The 17,016-nt window shown below is 74.0% G+C and carries 12 protein-coding genes and 1 pseudogene; 7 read left to right on the top strand and 6 right to left on the bottom strand.

What is annotated here, in order from left to right; translation table 11 throughout:
• Nucleotides 1-54: 54 nt before the first annotated feature.
• Complete coding sequence (locus BL253_RS12755; RefSeq protein WP_076816653.1) at nt 55-399, bottom strand: rhodanese-like domain-containing protein; 345 nt, start codon at nt 397-399, stop codon at nt 55-57.
• A 104-nt stretch (nt 400-503) separates the two neighbouring features.
• The gene (locus BL253_RS12750; protein WP_076816651.1) at nt 504-1,382 is read right to left on the bottom strand and encodes a DNA-formamidopyrimidine glycosylase family protein; all 879 of its coding nucleotides are present in this window, start codon (nt 1,380-1,382) and stop codon (nt 504-506) included.
• A 557-nt stretch (nt 1,383-1,939) separates the two neighbouring features.
• Between BL253_RS12750 and BL253_RS12740 the strand changes: the two genes are divergently transcribed.
• The 3 genes from BL253_RS12740 to BL253_RS12730 all read left to right on the top strand — a co-directional run bounded on the left by BL253_RS12740 (nt 1,940) and on the right by BL253_RS12730 (nt 5,920).
• Nucleotides 1,940-3,778, top strand: coding sequence for a serine/threonine-protein kinase (locus BL253_RS12740; protein ID WP_076816647.1), 1,839 nt, complete (start codon nt 1,940-1,942; stop codon nt 3,776-3,778).
• 74 nt (nt 3,779-3,852) lie between these two features.
• Nucleotides 3,853-5,289 (top strand): ATP-dependent sacrificial sulfur transferase LarE, encoded by a 1,437-nt coding sequence (larE, locus tag BL253_RS12735; protein WP_081438263.1) that lies wholly within the window; start codon nt 3,853-3,855, stop codon nt 5,287-5,289.
• A gap of 235 nt (nt 5,290-5,524) precedes the next feature.
• A complete protein-coding gene (locus tag BL253_RS12730; RefSeq protein WP_076816645.1) occupies nt 5,525-5,920 on the top strand; it encodes a cold-shock protein in 396 nt (131 codons plus the stop codon).
• Nucleotides 5,921-5,974: 54 nt separating this feature from the next.
• Here BL253_RS12730 and BL253_RS12725 read toward each other — a convergent pair whose 3' ends face one another.
• The 3 genes from BL253_RS12725 to BL253_RS43690 all read right to left on the bottom strand — a co-directional run bounded on the left by BL253_RS12725 (nt 5,975) and on the right by BL253_RS43690 (nt 10,231).
• On the bottom strand, nt 5,975-6,916 hold the full coding sequence (locus BL253_RS12725) for a 1,4-dihydroxy-6-naphtoate synthase (RefSeq protein ID WP_076816830.1): 942 nt from the start codon (nt 6,914-6,916) through the stop codon (nt 5,975-5,977).
• A 135-nt stretch (nt 6,917-7,051) separates the two neighbouring features.
• Nucleotides 7,052-7,951 carry a futalosine hydrolase gene (gene mqnB / locus BL253_RS12720; RefSeq protein ID WP_076816643.1) on the bottom strand — a complete coding sequence of 300 codons (900 nt, stop codon included), beginning with the start codon at nt 7,949-7,951 and terminating at the stop codon, nt 7,052-7,054.
• 741 nt (nt 7,952-8,692) lie between these two features.
• Nucleotides 8,693-10,231 carry a DUF3027 domain-containing protein gene (locus BL253_RS43690; protein ID WP_076816642.1) on the bottom strand — a complete coding sequence of 513 codons (1,539 nt, stop codon included), beginning with the start codon at nt 10,229-10,231 and terminating at the stop codon, nt 8,693-8,695.
• Between the two features lie 129 nt (nt 10,232-10,360).
• Here BL253_RS43690 and BL253_RS12710 point away from each other — a divergent pair, with 129 nt between their 5' ends.
• Nucleotides 10,361-11,971: an MFS transporter gene (locus BL253_RS12710; RefSeq protein ID WP_076816640.1), complete on the top strand. Its 1,611-nt coding sequence runs from the start codon at nt 10,361-10,363 to the stop codon at nt 11,969-11,971.
• A 138-nt stretch (nt 11,972-12,109) separates the two neighbouring features.
• On the opposite strand, the gene BL253_RS12705 is transcribed toward BL253_RS12710, so the two are convergent.
• Entirely contained in the window at nt 12,110-13,141 is a 1,032-nt protein-coding gene (locus BL253_RS12705) for an ABC transporter substrate-binding protein (RefSeq protein WP_241834740.1), read from the bottom strand.
• A gap of 368 nt (nt 13,142-13,509) precedes the next feature.
• On the opposite strand from BL253_RS12705, the gene larB reads away from it, so the two are divergent.
• The 3 genes and pseudogenes from larB to BL253_RS12690 all read left to right on the top strand — a co-directional run.
• Entirely contained in the window at nt 13,510-14,427 is a 918-nt protein-coding gene (gene larB, locus BL253_RS12700) for a nickel pincer cofactor biosynthesis protein LarB (RefSeq protein ID WP_076816638.1), read from the top strand.
• Entirely contained in the window at nt 14,424-16,022 is a 1,599-nt protein-coding gene (larC, locus tag BL253_RS12695; RefSeq protein ID WP_076816636.1) for a nickel pincer cofactor biosynthesis protein LarC, read from the top strand. Before larB ends, larC begins: the two co-directional genes overlap by 4 nt.
• A gap of 410 nt (nt 16,023-16,432) precedes the next feature.
• Nucleotides 16,433-17,016: pseudogene (locus BL253_RS12690) on the top strand (hypothetical protein); the annotation flags it as partial.

Genomic DNA, 17,016 nt, shown 5'->3' with positions numbered 1-17,016 from the left:
CCAAGCGCGGGCACCGCCGCCAGCGGGCCGTCCGCGCGGCGGGCAGGCCGCCGTCTACAGGACGAAGGGTGGGACGGACGTGTCTGCCGTCATCGGGCGGCCGAGCGCGGCCCAGGCCATCATGCCGCCCTCGAGATTGTGGGCGTCCCAGCCGCCGTCCACCAGGTAGGCGGTGACCCTGGCCGAGCGGTTCCCGGAGCGACAGACCGCGATCACGCGCGCCGAGCGCGGGACCTCGTCGAGACGGCCGGTGAGTTGCCCCATCGGGATGTGGGCCGCTCCGTCGATGTGGCCGGCCGCCCACTCCTCCGGCTCCCGCACGTCGAGCAGGAACAGCTCGTCCGGGGTTGCCGGTGGAATGTCTGCGACCGTGACGGTCGGCACCTGGTCAGATCCCACGCCGCCATCCTCGCACCCCACCCCGGCGATCCCGCGACTGGGCCAGACCGCCGCGCGCCGCGCCACCGTCCCGCCGCGGGCGCGGGGAAGCGCCCCGGCCCTCGCTACTTGAGGAGGCGCGACATGCGGCGGTCGGCGAGGACCCGGCCGCCCGTCTGGCAGGTGGGGCAGTACTGCAGGCTCCGGTCCGCGAAGGAGACCTGGCGCACGGTGTCGCCGCACCGTGGGCAGGCCTGCCCGGTACGGCCGTGGACGGCCAGGTTCGCCTTCTTCTCCGCCTTCAGGTCGGCGGCAGCCAGGCCGCCGGCCGCCTCGACCGCCGCGCGCAGCACCCCGACCAGCGCGGCGTGCAGCGCCGAGACCTGCTCGGCGCCGAGACCGCTCGCCGGCGCGAACGGCGAGAGCCGCGCCGCCCACAGCGCCTCGTCGGAATAGGCGTTACCCACGCCGGCGAGCACCGACTGGTCGGTGAGAACCCCTTTGGTCTGGGCGCGCCCCGCGGCGGTGAGCAGCTCCGCGAGCGCCTCGACGGTGAACGCGTCGTCGAACGGGTCGATCCCGAGCCGGGCGACGCCCGGCACCTCGGCCGGGTCACGCACCAGGTAGACGGCGAGGCGTTTCTGGGTACCCGCCTCGGTCAGGTCGAAGCCGGACCCATCGGTGAACACCAGCCGGAAGGCGAGACCCCCGCGGCCGCCCCGGCCCGGCGCGGCCGGTTGGTTCTCCTTCCAGCGCAGCCAGCCGGCCCTGGACAGGTGGGCGACCAGGTCGAGCCGCTCGCCGCCCGCCGCGGCGAAGACCAGATCCAGGAACTTCCCGTGCCGGGCGGCATCGACCAGGGCCGCGCCCAGCAGGTCACCCGGCCCCGGAGAAACGGTGCGTAGCGCGTTGATCGCGACCGGCTCCGCCCGCGCGACCACCTTGCCGACCGCGCGTTCCCTCAGGACCGACGCGAGCGCTTCCATCTCCGGCAGCTCCGGCATGGGACCAGTGTCCCCTACCGCATGCGATCGTGGAGGTATGACAGCTGGCGGTTCGCTCCATGACGGCCTGGCGGACGGCCCGTGGCTGAACTGTCCCTGGTGCTCGGGGATCGTCCCGCTGGCTCACCTCGTTCCTTCTGACGAGGAACCGGGAACCGTGGTGGCCGTCTGCGACGACTGCGGTCGCCGTGTCTCGTTCCTCCCGCCAGAGGAACCCGACAGGCAGTCGCCCGATCTGCCGGCATCCTGAGTCCGTCTTCGGGTTTGTGCGAAGTCGTCGTTGTCGCCACCRCCGAGGGGCGGCCGAACCGGAGTCGCGGGCTGAACGTACAGAGGCTGTGTAGCGACGAGGAAACGGCGGAAAAGGACGGGACGGAGTGTCGGCTACCCGAACGCGGGGGGGCGGAGAACCGGGGTGATGAGAGAGACTGCGGCTGGCAGGCCGCGCCGGGTCGCATGGTGCTCACTGGCAGGCGACGGGGCGAGGCGGATGCGAGAACAGGCGGGACGACGGCGAGGGTGACCGGGGTCATCGGGCCAGGAGACCGGGGGCGCGGGTGACGGAGGACGTGGCGGGCGCGGCGCGACGCCCGGCCTCCGGGGTGCCGGGCGAGCAGCTCGCCGCGCACGACCCGCGCCGGATCGGCCCGTATGCGCTGCTCAGCCGCCTGGGGACCGGCGGGATGGGGACGGTCTACCTCGGCCGGGGGCCGGCCGGCCGGCTGGTCGCGGTGAAGGTCATCCGGCCGGACCTGGCCGCGGACGAGGAGTTCCGCCGCCGGTTCCGCCAGGAGGTGGCCGCCGCCCGCCTGGTCGCCCCGTTCTGCACCGCCGAGGTGCTCGACGCCGACCCCGACGCGGCCGCGCCATACCTGGTGACCGAGTTCATCGACGGCCTGCGCCTGGACCAGGCGATCGCCAGGGGCGGCCCGCTCCTGTCGTCGACACTGACGGGCCTCGCGGTCGGGGTGGCCACCGCGCTGACCGCGATCCACCGGGCCGGGCTGATCCACCGTGACCTCAAGCCGAGCAACGTGCTGCTGTCCCTCTCCGGTCCCCGGGTCATCGACTTCGGCATCGCCCAGGCGGTGGCGGCGGACAGCAAGGCCAAGCCGACGTCGTGGGGGTTCGGCTCGGCGGGCTGGATGGCGCCCGAGCAGATCAACGGGCACGCGATCGGGCCGGCCGCGGACGTGTTCACCTGGGGCATCCTCATGGCCTACGCCGGAACCGGCCAGCACCCGTTCGGCGAGGGGAAGGACATCGACCTCGCCTACCGGACCGTCTCCGCCGAACCCGACCTGACCGGTCTCGCGCCGCCGCTGTACGGCCTGGTCGCGGCGGCGCTCGCGAAGGACCCCGACGCCCGCCCCAGCGCCCGTGACCTGCTGCTGGCCCTCGTCGAGACGGGCCCGAGCGGCGGCGGGGGCCTCGCCCCCGGGGAGGAGCTGCTGGGGCTCGCCGCGGACCGGGCGGACGTGATGGCCGGGCCCGTCATGGCCGAGCTGACCGGTCCCGACCAGGGCGGCGACGGCCGGCCGCGACCGCTGCCCAGGACGAGGGTCGCGCCGGCCGGCTATGGCGCCACCAGCCACGCCCCGGGGGCCCAGCGCCCCGAATCTCCCAGATCGGCTGCGCAGGCTCCGCGGATCCGGCAGGAACCCCGGGCGGCGCGGGGCGCGGCACCGGGATACGTCCCGCCTGACCGGGGCCAGGCCGCCTACCCTGGCGCCCCCGGAGGGATCGTGTCGCCACGGCGGCCGTCGACCCCCGCGGCGGGGGAACGGCACTGGCCTGTGGGCGGCCAGCCCGGCGGCAGGGGACCGGGCGGTCCGCTGCCGGGTGGGCGGCGCGGGCCTGGCAGCCGTGGGAGTCGGATCGGACTCTGGCTCACGGTCGTGCTGCTCGTCCTGGGAGCGGCGGCTATCGCCGCGATCGCGCTGAACCCGGGAACGTCCAGCGAGACTGGTTCTGGTCCGTCCGGGACGACGCCAGCGGCATCCGCGACGCCGAAGCCCACCGAGCCTGTCTACCGCGACGGTTCGCTGGAGTTCACGATCAAGGATCTGCGCTGCGGCGTGACCGAGATCGGCGTGCTCATCAAGAAGCATCCGGACGGGCAGTACTGCCTGGTCAAGGTGACGGTCCACAACACCGGGAACACCCCGCGCGGCCTCGTGGCCAACCAGCAGTTCATGTACGACCAGAGCGGCGGCAGGCACGAGGCCTACTCCGGCTCCCGCTGGTATTTCCCGTTGGATTCCCTCTGGAATTCGATCAAGGCGGGCGACGACGTCAGCGGCACGCTCGTGTTCGACATCCCGTCGGGCGCCCATCCATCGCGTCTCGAACTGCACGACGGGCTTCTCGGCGATGGCGTGACCATCCAGCTCTGACGCCGGAGGCCGCCGGGCCCCGCTCGGTCTCCGCTGAGCCACCGTCGGGGCAGAGCGGTCGTTACGCTCGGGGGGTGTCAGACGGTGCGCCTGCTGCTTCTTCCTCGCTGGTTGTCGGATTCGATCTCGACCTGACGCTGTTGGACGCGCGCCGCGGCATCGCGGCGACATATGTCGAGCTCTCGGCGCGTACCGGCGTCTCGGTGGACGCGGAGCTGGCCGTCGGTCGGCTGGGCCCACCGCTGGAGGACGAACTCGCGAACTGGTTTCCGCCCGGCGAGATCGAGGCGATGGCCGCGTTGTACCGCGAGCTGTACGCGGTGCATGCGATCCCGGTGTCCGAGCGGATGCCGGGCGCCACGGAGGCCGTCGAGGCGGTACGCCGGGAGGGCGGCCGGGTGGTGGTGGTCACCGCCAAGAACGAGCCGCAGGCGCGGGCCAGCCTTGCCGCGATCGGAATCGAGCCGGATGTCGTGATTGGCAACCGGTACGCAAGCACCAAGGGTGACGCGATCCGTGAACACGGCGTCGACATCTTCGTCGGCGACCATGAGGGCGACATGATCGGGGCTCGTGCCGGGGGCGCGCTGGCCATCGGGCTGACCACCGGGCCGCACGACGCGGGCAGCCTCGCCGCCGCGGGTGCCGACGTGGTGCTGGGCGCGCTCGCCGAGTTTCCCGACTGGCTGGCCGGCGCGGTGCTCGACCGGCGGCTCGCTGCCCTGTCCGCGCGGCTGACCGACCTCGGCTCGGTGCTCGTCGCCTTCTCCGGCGGCGCCGACTCCGCCTTCCTGCTCGCCTGGGCGGCCCGCGTGCTCGGCCCGGACGCCGTCGTCGCCGCGACCGCCGTCTCGCCGTCGCTGCCGGCTGCGGAGCTCGACGGGGCGCGCGCGCTCGCCGAAGCCCTGGGCGTGCGGCACGTGCTCCCCGCGACCGACGAGCAGTCCCGGCCTGGCTACCGGGCGAACGGGGCCGACCGGTGCTACTTCTGCAAGGCGGAGCTCACCGAGACCCTCGCGCCGTTCGCGGCCGAGCTGGGCCTCGCGCACGTCGTCACCGGGACCAACGCCGACGACGCGGTCGCCGGGTTCCGTCCCGGCATCCGGGCGGCGGCCGAGCGCGGGGCCGCCACCCCACTGCTCGACGCCGGTCTGACGAAGCGCCAGGTGCGTGCCGCCTCGCGCCGGATCGGGCTCGTCACCGCCGACAAGCCGGCCGCCGCCTGCCTCGCCAGCCGGATCGCCTATGGCATCGAGGTGACGCCCCGGCGGCTCGCGCGGGTCGAGCGAGCCGAGGGTGCGCTGCGGCTCGCGCTGGCGGAGGCCGGGCTCGACTGCCGCGACCTGCGGGTGCGTGACCTGGGCGATCGCGCGCGGATCGAGGTGGACGCCGGCCTCGTGGCGGCGCTCGCCGGCCGGCCGGACCTGGTCGGCGTCGTGGAGGGTTTCCCCGCCGTCGAGGTCGACCCGCGTGGCTTCCGCTCAGGCGCCATGAACGAGCTGCTGTCCTGACCGCCGGCTCCTGGCTGCTGTCCTCGAGCCGGGGCGACCGGGCGGTGGCCGACCGGTGGGAGAAGGAATCTCTGCGCCCGAAGGCCGCTCGCCCTATAGCCTGATGACCGTCGTTGGCTGGTCGAGCCGCCCCGGTTTCCCTGGGGCGAAGGCTGGCGAAGGCGCGGTCAAGTACGTATGGCCGCGCCTTCTTTGGCCCTGTTCCATCCCGTCGTGTCGCAGAACGAGGTCGCCCGTGCCCACCGGCAAGGTCAAATGGTATGACGTCGACAAAGGATTCGGCTTTCTAAGCCGTGACGACGGCGGCGACGTGTTCGTCCACAAGGATGCTCTTCCACCCGGTGTCGAGAAGCTCCGTGCGGGCGACCGCGTCGAGTTCGGCATCGCCGCCGGCCGCAAGGGCGACCAGGCCCTGTCGCTCCGGGTGCTCGCCGCGCCCCCCTCGGTCGCGAAGGCGGCGGCACAGGCCGCCCGGCGCAGCCCCGACGAGCTGCACAGCATGGTCGAGGACATGATCAAGATGCTCGACGAGGTCCAGCGGGACCTGCGGCGAGGCCGCCACCCCGACCRCCGCGTCGCCCAGCGCGTCGCCAAGGTCGTCCACGCCGTCGCGAACGAGCTCGAGGCCTAGAACGCCGCGACGGTCAGGGGCCGCGCGAGGTCAGGAACAGGGCTGACCAGGTCCTCAGCTGGTCAGACGGCGGGTGAGGCGGGGGACGAGGCCCTCGGCGGCGGCTCGGCCGAGGAGCTCCTCGACGGCGGCGTAACCCTCGTCACCGAGGTCGAGACTGAAGTCGTTGACGTAGAGGTTGATGTGCGCCTGGGTGACCTCCGGCGCCAGCTCCTGGGAGTGCGCGAGCACCCAGTCGGCGGACGCCGTCCGGTCGGCGAAGGCGGCCGCGACGCTGTCCCTGACGGCGGCGCCCAGGTCGCCGGCGGCGGCCGGCAGGTCCCGGCGGGCGAGGATCGCGCCGAGCGGGATCGGTAGGCCGGTGGTTCCCTCCCACCAGTCGCCGAGGTCGGCCACCGACACCAGGCCGTAGGACGGGTAGGTGAAACGGGACTCGTGGATCACCAGGCCCGCGTCGTAGCGGYCGTCACGGACCGCGGGCATGATCTGGTCGAACGGGAGCACGTCGATCGAGGCGACGTCGACGCCGGCCGCCCATAGCCGGAACAGCAGGTATGCGGTGGTGCGGGTGCCGGGGATGGCCACCTTCGCGCCACGCAGGATCCCCGGCTCCGCCGCGCCTGGCGTCCCGTCACCGCCCGGACCGTCACCGCTCGAGCCGCCGCCGGCGGCGCGGGCGGGGGCCGTGAGGACGAGTGGGCCACAGCCACGGCCGAGCGCGCCGCCCGACGGCAGGAGCCGGTAACCGTCGAGCAGCCACGGCAGCGCCGCATAGGACACCTTCACCAGGTCGTCCAGGCCGTCGGCCGCCYGGGCGTTGAGCACGTCGATGTCGGCGAACGTCACCGACACCGGCGGCGTTCCCGCCACCAGGCCGTGCGCCAACGCATGGAACACGAACGTGTCGTTCGGGCACGGCGAGATCGCCAGGCTCAGCGGCGCCAGGCCCTGAGGCCAGGCGGTCGGGCCCGACAGGGTCGTCTCGGTTGCCGTCATGAGGTGCATTGTCTCTGGTTCGCTCAAGCGGCACGCACCCACGCTGGCGCGGAGGCGCGCCTCCGCGGAGGCATCCCTACGAGCGCAGCGATGTGGGGGTGCCGGAGCGTGCCGCCCGGATGGAGCGAACCAGGATTACAGCGCCTGCAGCAGACCCTCGGGGTGGGCGACCAGTGCGCCCGCGGCGGTGCGCAGGCTGGCGAGCGCGCCCGACATGTTCCAAGTGCTCCGGTCGCGCCGGCCCACCTGGTTGCTGATCGCGCGGATCTCACCTACGGGCACCCCGAAGGCCGCGGCGGCGACGCCGACCGCGTAGCCCTCCATGCCCTCCGCGACCGGGTCCAGGCGGGCGGTGAGGGTTGCCGCGCGCAGCTCGGTGCCGGTGACGGTGGCGACGGTGAGCACCGGGCCGGTGGCCACCCGCCGTCCGGTCAGCCCGAGCACCGTGCGCAGTCGTTCCACCAGCTCGGGGTCCGGGACGATCGTGGAAGAGCCGAGATCCAGGTCGTCCAGGGTGAGGAACTTGCCGTCGACGGACGAGCTGGTGGTACGCGGCAGCGGCGGCGCGCCGGTGCTGTGGAAGCCGAGGCTGCGGTCCATCTCGTGGATCTGGCCCTGCGGCTCGCGCAGGTCGTCGAGGCCGGACTCGGCGCCCAGATCGGCGGCGACCAGCCGCCCGGCGACCACCAGGTCGCCGATCTCGGCCCAGCCGCGGAACCCGCCACCAACCCCCATCGACAGGACGAGGGTGAACGGGTCGCCCGCCGCCTGCGCGACCGCGAGCGCCACCGCCGTGCCAGCCGCGGCCGCGGGCCCGCCGGTGCCGGCGGCGAGCACCGTCACCGGGCCGCGGCGGCGCCCGACGTAGGGGCCAAGGGTGGACGTGGTCAGCAGCTGGCGGTCCCAGTCGGGCGAGACAGGCGCGCTCGGCGCCTCGTTGGAACGTCCGCGGGAGCGCGACCAGCTACCCATCAGGCCCGCGCACACCGCGTCCGCCTCCGCCTGCACAGCAGTGACGATCAGGGTGCGGCTCATCGGCGTGTCCGAGGCATGGTTCCTGGCTTTCGTATCGCTGTTACGTTGCGTCGCAAACTTGTTACGTTGAGGTATGTAGTCGGTCCTGCCCTGTTGGTTCCTTCTCGGTCCGGGGGCCGTCTGGTGGCCCGAGGTCGGTTCCGTGCGCCATCGAAGGAATCCGCGGACCCGCCGGGAAGCGCCACCATGTCGCACGGCGCGGTAACAGCACGGGGTTTCCAAGGAGGGCAAACAGGACTTTGCTGACGGACCTTAGCATCGCCGTCGACGGTGCGTGGCGGGGCGCGGGGGTGTTTCCGCTCCCCGCATCGTCACCCGCGCAGGCTGCCCACCTGCGCGAACACGTCGTCACCACCCGCTCATGCCGCGAACGCGGTCACGCGCCAAGCCAAAGGTCCCGACGAGCGAAGCGAGGTACTCCCGAGCTGACAGCTTCGGCTTGGTGACGTTCAGCGGTGGGTGACCGTGCTGGGCGCGGAGGCGCGCCTCGCGGAGGCCTGGCCATGGAGCGAAGCGATCGTGGCCGGGCCGCAGCGAGGTCGCCGGAGCGCCCGTGAGCGTAGGAGGACGGCGCGCGGAGGTCCCTTGGGAGCGAAGCGAGTAAGGGGCCGGAGCGCGCCGCCCGGACGGAGCGAACCGGCAACGACCTTCCCGACCGCCCCGCTCCGGGTCTCTGCCCTGCCTCAGATCCAGCCTCGGGCCGGAGCGCCGCGCCCGGACGGAGCGAGCCGGAGATACAGCTCAGGCGTGGCCGTAGGGTTCCGGGTGGCCGGCGTGGCCGACGGTGGCGTGACCGGTGCCGGCGGCGTCCTGGCTCGTGCCGCCCGCCGTCGCGCCGACCAGTTCGACGTCCGTGGGCTCCAGGTCCGACGGGTCCTCGTCGAAGGGAACCGGCTCGGGATGCGCTGACGGCGCGACCAGGGCCTCGGAGTGGGCGCCGCAGCCGTGATCGATGGACGTCACCTTGGCGTCGTCCGGCGCCAGCTCGTTCGCGCACACACCGAACAGACGGCCGAGACCGCCAGCCAACCGGACGTGGAAGCCGCAGGTGAGGCAGGTCGCCGGTGCGACCTTCGCCACGTGGGCGTCCGGGCCGGGCTCCCCGGCGTACCAACGTGTGCTGGCCTCCTCGCGACCGAAGGTGGACAGCACCCGCGGCCGGCCGAGGCCGAGCTCCAGGAAGGCGTCGGTGTCGGCGAACTCCTCGACATCGCTGCGGCGCAGTGCCAGGCGAGGGTCATCGACGGCGGTCGGCAGTAGATCCCCGACGCCGACGTCACCCGGGCGCAGCCGCTGCGACCATGGCACCCACGGCGGCGCGAGCAGCGCGCCCTCGCCGGGCATCAGCACCACGTCGTCGACGGTCACCCTGCGGACCCGCGGTGCCCTCGCGGTGACGACGGCCCACACCCAGCCCCGGTACGCGGGCGTCAGGCAGGCGAACCGGTGCAGCACGAGCCGTTCGCCTTCGGCCTCGACGCCGAGGTGCTCGCCGACCGCGTCCGCGCCGCCCGCCTCCTCGATGGCCGCCTCGCGCGCGATGTCGACCGCGGCCGCGCAGACCGGGTCGGGCCCTCGGGCGGCCCGTGCCGCGCGGCCACGGCCGACCTCGTCGACCGTCTCGTCGTCGTCTGCCGCGGCTCGGGTCTTGGTCTCGGCGGCGGACTCCGGTCCGGCCACCGTCGCCGTCTCCGAGACCGTCGCGGTCTCGGCCGGCGTCACAGGCTCGGGCGGCGTTGCCGCCTCCGAAATCGTCAGAGGCTCGGGCGGCGCTTCGACCTCGGCCGTCGGTGCGGGGGTTGGTTCCGGTTCGGGTTCGACGATGGCCGCCGCGACCGGTTCGGGCTGCGCGGCGGCCTCAGCGGTGTCAGCGGCCTCGGTGTTCACCGCGTTCGCCGCGTCCACAGCCGGCTCCGGCGGCGCTCCGGCCGCCAGCGTGCCCCACTCAGCCGGAGCCTGGTCCGCGGTTGGCTGCTCGACCGGGGGGGCCTCCAGGGCTGGGGCCTCCAGAGTCGGGGCCTCAACGGCCGGGGGCTCGGCGGCCGGGACCTCGGGAACCGAGGGATCCCCCGTCAGTGCCTCGGCCGGGAAGGCGGAGGGAGCGGCCGTCGCGGCGGCATCGCCGGTGAGCGCGCCCGGGGCCTGCCCGTCGGCGGCGGGGTCTGGCGTCCCGGTCGCGTCCGACGTATCCGGCGGCGCGGCCTCAGGCGTAGCCGAAACCGCCTCCGGCGTCACCGGGGGTGCGCTTGCCTGGTTGTCAGCGCCTGTCACGTCGTCCACGGATACATTCTCGCCTAGTCGTGACCAGTACGCCCGGCGTGGTCGTGGCCCGGTGGCTGTTTCGCGGGCACACTCGGCAGGGTGGGCACTGGCGGGATCGGCCGAACGGTGGGAAAGGCCCGCGCCGGGATGGGCACGGGCATCACGCGGCTGCGCGCGTCGACAAGACGCGATGGCGCGGACCGGTCAGGGCTCGCCGCCCTCCTCGACCTGTCCGTGATCAATGCCGCGGGCGACGCGCTGGTCACCGTGGTGCTGGCCGGGGCGCTGTTCTTCTCCGTCCCGACGGGTGAGGCTCGTTCCAAGGTCGCCCTCTACCTGCTGATCACGATGGTCCCGTTCGTGCTGCTCGCGCCCGTGATCGGGCCAGTTCTCGACCGGTTCTCCTACGGGAGGCGCTCGGCGCTCGCCGCGCTCTGTCTCGGGCGCGCGATGCTCGCCTGGCAGCTGGCCACCTCGCTGACCGGGATCGGGGTCTACCCGCTCGCGCTCGGCCTGCTCATGCTCTCCCGGGCGTTCGGGGTCGCGCGCAGCGCGGTCATCCCGCGGGTGGCACCCCCTGAACTGACACTCGTCAAGGTCAACTCGCGGCTGTCGATGGTCAACATCGTCGCCGGCACCATCGCCGCCCCCGTCGGCCTGGGCATCGCGCACATCCCCTACGTCGGCTACCCATGGGTGCTGCGGGTCTGCGCGGTGCTCTACCTGGCCGGCGTTCCCTACGCCTTCAAGCTGCCGAAGAGGGTCGACTCGAGCGAGGGYGAACGCCGGCTGCGAGACGTGGTCGCGTCCGCGACGGGGCCGCGGATCCCCGTGCCCGCCGGACCGGGAAAGAAGCGGAGCCGGGCGGCTAGGGCGCGCGCCGCGGTCAGGACGGTGCTCGGGGCGTCGCCGGCGGCGCTGCGCTCGACCCTGGTGCTGCGCACGATCGTGGGATTCCTGACCTTCTACCTGGCCTTCCTGCTGCGCGCCGAGGGCGGTACCTCGCTGTGGCTCGGCGTGCTGGCCGCCGCGGCGGCCGTCGGCAGCGGCCTGGGTGTCGTCATCGGCGGGCGGCTCGGCCGGCGCCGCCCCGAGCGCCTCCTGACGCTCGCGCTGCTGCTCACGACCGGCAGCTGCGCGCTGGCGGCGGCCACCTACGCGAAGCTCACGGCGCTGCTCGCCGCGCTGCTGGCGATGCTGGCCGCCTCGATGGCCAAGCTCGCCCTGGACGCGATCATCCAGCGGGACACCGCTGACGACGTGCGCAACTCGGCGTTCGCCCGCTCGGAGACCGTCCTGCAGCTCGGCTGGGTCGGTGGCGGAGCGGTCGGGCTGATAGAGATGCCCGGCCCGCTGGGCTTCGTCCTGGCCGCCGTGGCGGCCGGCGTGACCGTGTTCGGCCAGGCACGGGAGCTAAGCCGGGCCCGCGCGGCCCGCCGAGCCGGGGCCGCCGAGCCGGAGACGGCGCCTGGCTGGCCCACAGATCCGTCCTGGTCAGCCGAGCCGTCCTGGCGGGCCGACCCGGCCGTCCTTCCGACGATGATGCCGCCGCCCGGCGACCAGCCGCCGCCGGCCGCCTGGTCACCGACCGTCGCTTCGCCGATGGACGGCGACCCGGACGTCACCCTGCCAGCCCGCCGCAGGCGGTGGGGGCCGCGCGTCAGCGCCCGGCCGAGCGGTCCTGAGCAGGACCCGGACGCGACCCTCCCGCGAGACCAGGAACGGCGGCACCCATCGGTGCCGCCGCCCAGGACCTGACGTTCACTCCCACGGGAACAAGCCTGGGGCCGGGCGGGAAGGTCGACATGGCCCGCTCCGTGCGGGCACGGCGCTCCGGCCCCTTGCGCGCCTGGCGGCTCGCAAGAGACCTCCGCGCCCGGACGGAGCGAACCAGTGTTACAGCAGGTTCTTGCTCTTCAGGTACTCCTTGGCGACGTCGGAGCTGCGCTCCCGGTCGGAGTCGACCTTCTTGTTCAGGTCGGCGAGGTCGGCCGTGGTCAGCACCGGCGCCAGTGCGTTCAGCGCCGCGGTGATCTCCGGCGAGAGCGACTTCGTGTTGACGATCGGAACCAGGTTGTCGGCGTTCTGCAGCTTCTTGTCGTCGTCGAGCACGACCAGGTCGTAGTCGTCGACGGTGGCGTCCGTGGTCAGCACCAGGCCGAGCTGGGCATCGGTGCCGTCCTTGACCGCGGACTTCGTCTGGGCCGTGTCGACGCCGGTCTCGAGGATGCCGGAGACCTTGATGTTGTAGGTCTTCTCCAGACCAGGCTGGCAGAACGGCCGGGTGGCGCACTCGGGACCGGCGGCGATCTTCACCTCGAGGCCGCTGGCGCCCAGGTCCGACAGCGTCTTGAGGCTGTTCTTGGTCGCGAAGTCCTTGCTGACGGCGAACGCGTTCTGGTCGACGGCGTCCGCCGGGTCCAGCGCGGTCAGGCCCTTGCCGGTGGCGAGCTTGCGCAGCGCCGCGACCGACGCGTCCAGGTCCGACGACGAGACCGACGCCGCGTCCTTGCCGTTGACCAGCGTGTTGAGCAGGTCGGCGTAGGTGGCGACGTACTGCGGCATGACGTCGATCTGGCCGCTCTCCAGCGACGACTGGGCGATCTCGGTGCTCTGCACAGAGGTGCGGTCCACCTTGTAGCCGGCCTTGGTGAGCAGCTCGCCGTACATGTCGGCGAGGATCTTGCTCTCGGTGAAGCCGGCGTCGGCGATCGTCAGGGTCCCCTTGGGGGCACCGGTGGTGCTGCCGGAGCTGGTCGGCCCGGAGTCGTCGGAGCCGCCGCAGGCGGCCGCGCCGAGGGTGACCGCGAGCACGGCCGCGACGCCGACAGCGCGTGGCCCGATGCCGCGGCCGAGAAGCCGGCCCAGGCGTGGGCGGCCGCGGCGCCGCGGCCGGGGATCTTCGGCGAACTGTGTTGTTTCTGCCACAGGTAACTCTCCTGGGTATGGGGCGCCCTGTGCCCTGCCTGGCATGCCGGTGGCTGGCCAGGACTCGTCATAGTGGGAGCGTGCCGCACAACGTTCCGCATCACGGTGTCCGGCAGACCGGGGCAACGCAACCAGATGCTGCCTATTCCCGGTGTAAAACCACAGAACTGTAATCCTCGTGTAATAGAAGCGAGCGCGGTCGCGGTGCGCGGACGAACGGTGGTGAGGAGTAGCCACCGGGTGAGGGCAGGCGGTCAGCTCCCGTCCGTGCCAGCCGCCGGCCGCCGGCCGCCGGCGAGCGAACGTACGATCGGGCGCCGAGCAGGCAGCGGCGGACCGGCGGATCGGCGGAGGTGAGACTGGCACCGATGGACACAGAGCAGCTGCGAACCCTGTTGACCGAGGTGGCCGCCGGCCGGGTCGACACGGACGAGGCGATGGCCCGGCTCGCGGCCGGGCCGCTCGGCGACGGCGCGGGTTTCGTCGACCTTGGGTACGCGCGGGTCGACACCCACCGCGGCGTGCGTACCGGCGACCCGGAGGTCGTCTACGCGGCCGGCAAGACGGCGGCCGAGACGGTGGGGATCGTGACCGCGCTGCGCGCGGCGAGCGGCGACGGCCGCCCGACCCTGGTCACCAGGGCCGGCAGGGAGACGGTCGACGCCCTGCTCGCCCGCTGGCCGGACGCCACGGCGACCGACCCGGCCCGCCCGCTCACGACCGTCGCCGTCGGCCAGCTGCCGCCGGCGCGCGGCCGGGTCGTCGTCGTCTGCGCGGGCACCTCCGACGCGCCGGTCGCCGACGAGGCCGCCCTGACGGCGGCGGCCAGCGGCGCGGGCGTCGAGACGCTGCGCGACGTCGGCGTGGCCGGGCTGCACCGGCTGCTCGCGGTGCGCGACGTGCTCGCGAGCGTCGACTGCCTCGTGGTGGTCGCCGGGATGGAGGGCGCACTGCCCAGCGTCATCGGCGGCCTGGTCGGGGTGCCACTCATCGCCGTGCCCACCAGCGTCGGGTACGGCGCCGCGTTCGGCGGGATCGCGGCGTTGCTCGGGATGCTGACCGCATGCGCGCCGGGGATCGCCGTCTGCAACATCGACAACGGTTTCGGCGCCGGTCTGTTCGCCGCGCGCGTCGCCCGCGCCGCCGCCATCGCCCGCGCCGCGAACGTTGTCACCGCTGGCGCCTCCGCTGAGGCCGCCGGCGTCGAGGCCGCCGCCGGCGGTAGCGAGCCGGGGGGCACGGTCGCCGCCGCCCCGGTGCCGGCGGGCACGGTCGGACCGCGGTGACGCGACGGGTTGGCTGGCTGGACCTGTCCTGCGGCGCGAGCGGCGACATGCTGCTGGGCGCCCTGGTCGGCGCCGGGGTGCCGCTCGACGTCATCGCCACCGCCGTCGACACGCTCGGGTTGCCCGTCCGGTTCGAGGTCCGCCAGGTACGGCGCGCGGGCCTCGCCGCGACCAAGGTCGACGTCGTCGCGCCCGCGGGCGACGCCGTCCGCACCTGGGCGGACATCCGCGCGCTGCTCGCCGGCGCGCCCCTGGCAGAGCCGGTGAGGGACCGCGCGACGGCCATCTTCGCCGCGCTCGCGGCGGCCGAGGCGCGGGTGCATGGCATCGCGCCGGACGAGGTCCACTTCCACGAGGTCGGCGCGCTGGACGCCATCGCCGACGTGGTGGGTGCCAGCGCCGGCCTCGCCCACCTCGCGCTGGACGAGCTGGTGGCCACGCCGGTAGCGCTCGGCGGGGGGCGGGCGATGACAGCGCACGGCGTGCTGCCGGTTCCCGTGCCGGCCGTGCTGGAGCTGCTGCGAGCCGCCGGCGCGCCGGCCGCCGGTGGCCCGGCCCAGGTCGAGCTGTGCACGCCGACCGGCGCCGCGATCGTCGTCACGGCGGCGACCGGCTACGGCCAGCTGCCGCCGCTGCGCGTCACCGCCGTCGGCGCGGGGGCCGGCACCCGGGACCTGCCCGGCCGCCCCAACATCGTCCGCGTCGTGGTCGGAGAGGCGCTCGAGAACGCGGACGGCGGCCGTGGCCGGCAGGGCGGTGGCTCCTCCGGCGCGCCCGTGGTGCCGCCATCCACCGGTCGGGCGCATGACGGCCACTCGCGCGGTGATCACGATCATGGCGGCCACTCACATGGCGGCCACTCACATGGCGGCCATTCGCATGATGGCCACTCGCACGGACGCGATCATGAAAGTCCCGCCCCTCCCGCGCCGGAGATGGCGGACCAGGCCGCCGGGATAGCCGACCACAGCGGACCCTGGGGACTGGCCGAGTCAGGCCGACCCGGCGAACCGGGTGATCTCGTCGCGACCGACGAACTGGTGCTCGAGGCCAACGTCGACGATCTCGACCCGCGGGTCTGGCCGTCGGTGCTCGCGGCGCTGCTCGCGGCAGGCGCCGTGGACGCGTGGCTCACCCCGATCCTGATGAAGAAGGGCCGCCCGGCGCACACCCTGCGCGCGCTGGTGCCAGTCGCGGCGGCGCCCGCCGTGCGGGCCGCCGTCTTCGCGCACACCTCGACCCTGGGGCTGCGTGAGACGGCGGTGCGCAAGCACGCCCTGGCCCGCGGCGTGCGTGTCGTCGAGGTCGCCGGCCACGCGATCCGGGTCAAGGTCTCGCCCGGTCTCCCCAGCGCTCGCGCCGGCGACCACGGGGCCGGGAGTCAAGACACCGGTGGCCAAGACGCCGGAAGCCGGAGCGCCGGGAACCAGGGTGCCGGAGGCGTGGCCCAGCCTGAGTGGGAGGACGTGGCGCTGGTCGCGGACCGGCTCGGCTGGCCGGCCCGCCGGGTGCTCGCGGCGGCGAACGCGCTCGCGCACCGCGGCGAGTGGTCGGATGTCTCCGCGCCCGCCGACGGTGGCCCCGCACCGACCTGACCGGCGCTCCCCGACCTGACCGGCGCTCCCCGACCTGACCGGCGCTCCCCGACCTGAACGTGCGCCCGCCGCGCTGTGGTTCGGCGTTGGCGTGGGGCGAGCCGGTGGCGATCTCCACGGACAGGTGGGCATGGGTGAGCCGTGAGAGGGTACTGGCGGCGGGACAAGAAGAAGTCGCGGTCGAGGCCGCGGCGCGCTAAGCCCCTCGGGTAGGCCCGCCAGAGTGTGGCATGGGACTATGGGGTGGGTGCTTATAGTGATCTTTGGCCATTTCCGCGCCATGGGCTAGCCCACCGGTGTTCTAGTCCTCGGTGTGTCGAGCCCCCGACGGAAGGGGTTCCTGTGGACCGAACGGGCGCCAGGCCGGATCGTGAGTGTCCCGCCCATGGCGGGGCGGACCGGGCGGGATCATGAGGAGCGACGCGGACATCGACGCCGGCGACGGGTATCCCTCGCGGTACGCCGGTCAGCCGCGCGTGGACGTCGCCAGGGCGCCCGCGGGCGCGAACCGTCTCGACCCCACGGCGCTTCCCTTCGCCGACGGATACCTGGGCCGGGCCGCCGCCGGCGAGCCCATCGGTGAGCGAGGCGTCGGCGGTGCCGGCGCGTATGGTGCCGGCGGCCCTCCGGGGACCCGGCCGGCCGGGCGCCTGCCGGGCGTGGGCATGCCGGGCCAGCCCCCACCGCCCCCACCGGTTCCACCGCCCGGCGGAGAGAACCCGCGGTACGGCGCGCCGGCCGGTCCCGGCCCGGCCGTGCCTGGCGGCGCCCCGGACGGGCGGTACCCGCCGTCGCGCGCCGCCTTCGGGCAGGCACCGGCGGCACCGGGCGGGCATAACGGGTTCGGCGCCCCCGGCGCTTTCGACGCTTCGAACGGATTCGACGCGTCACACGGTCGTGGCGCCGCGAACGGATACGGCGCCGCGAACGGATACGGCGCCGCGAACGGATACGGCGCCGCGAACGGATACGGCGCCGCGAACGGATACGGCGC

The sequence above is a fragment of the Pseudofrankia asymbiotica genome (assembly GCF_001983105.1).
GTDB lineage: Bacteria > Actinomycetota > Actinomycetes > Frankiales > Frankiaceae > Pseudofrankia > Pseudofrankia asymbiotica.
Note: the sequence above shows the minus strand (reverse complement) of the source record. Positions and strands in the feature narration are given on the sequence as shown.

What these genes read in the sequence shown, in the direction of transcription:
- BL253_RS12750 (WP_076816651.1), bottom strand. Translation starts at nt 1,382, where the DNA reads ATGCCGGAGCTGCCGGAGATGGAAGCGCTCGCGTCGGTCCTGAGGGAA.
- mqnB (WP_076816643.1), bottom strand. Translation starts at nt 7,951, where the DNA reads ATGAGCCGCACCCTGATCGTCACTGCTGTGCAGGCGGAGGCGGACGCG.
- larB (WP_076816638.1), top strand. Translation starts at nt 13,510, where the DNA reads ATGGACACAGAGCAGCTGCGAACCCTGTTGACCGAGGTGGCCGCCGGC.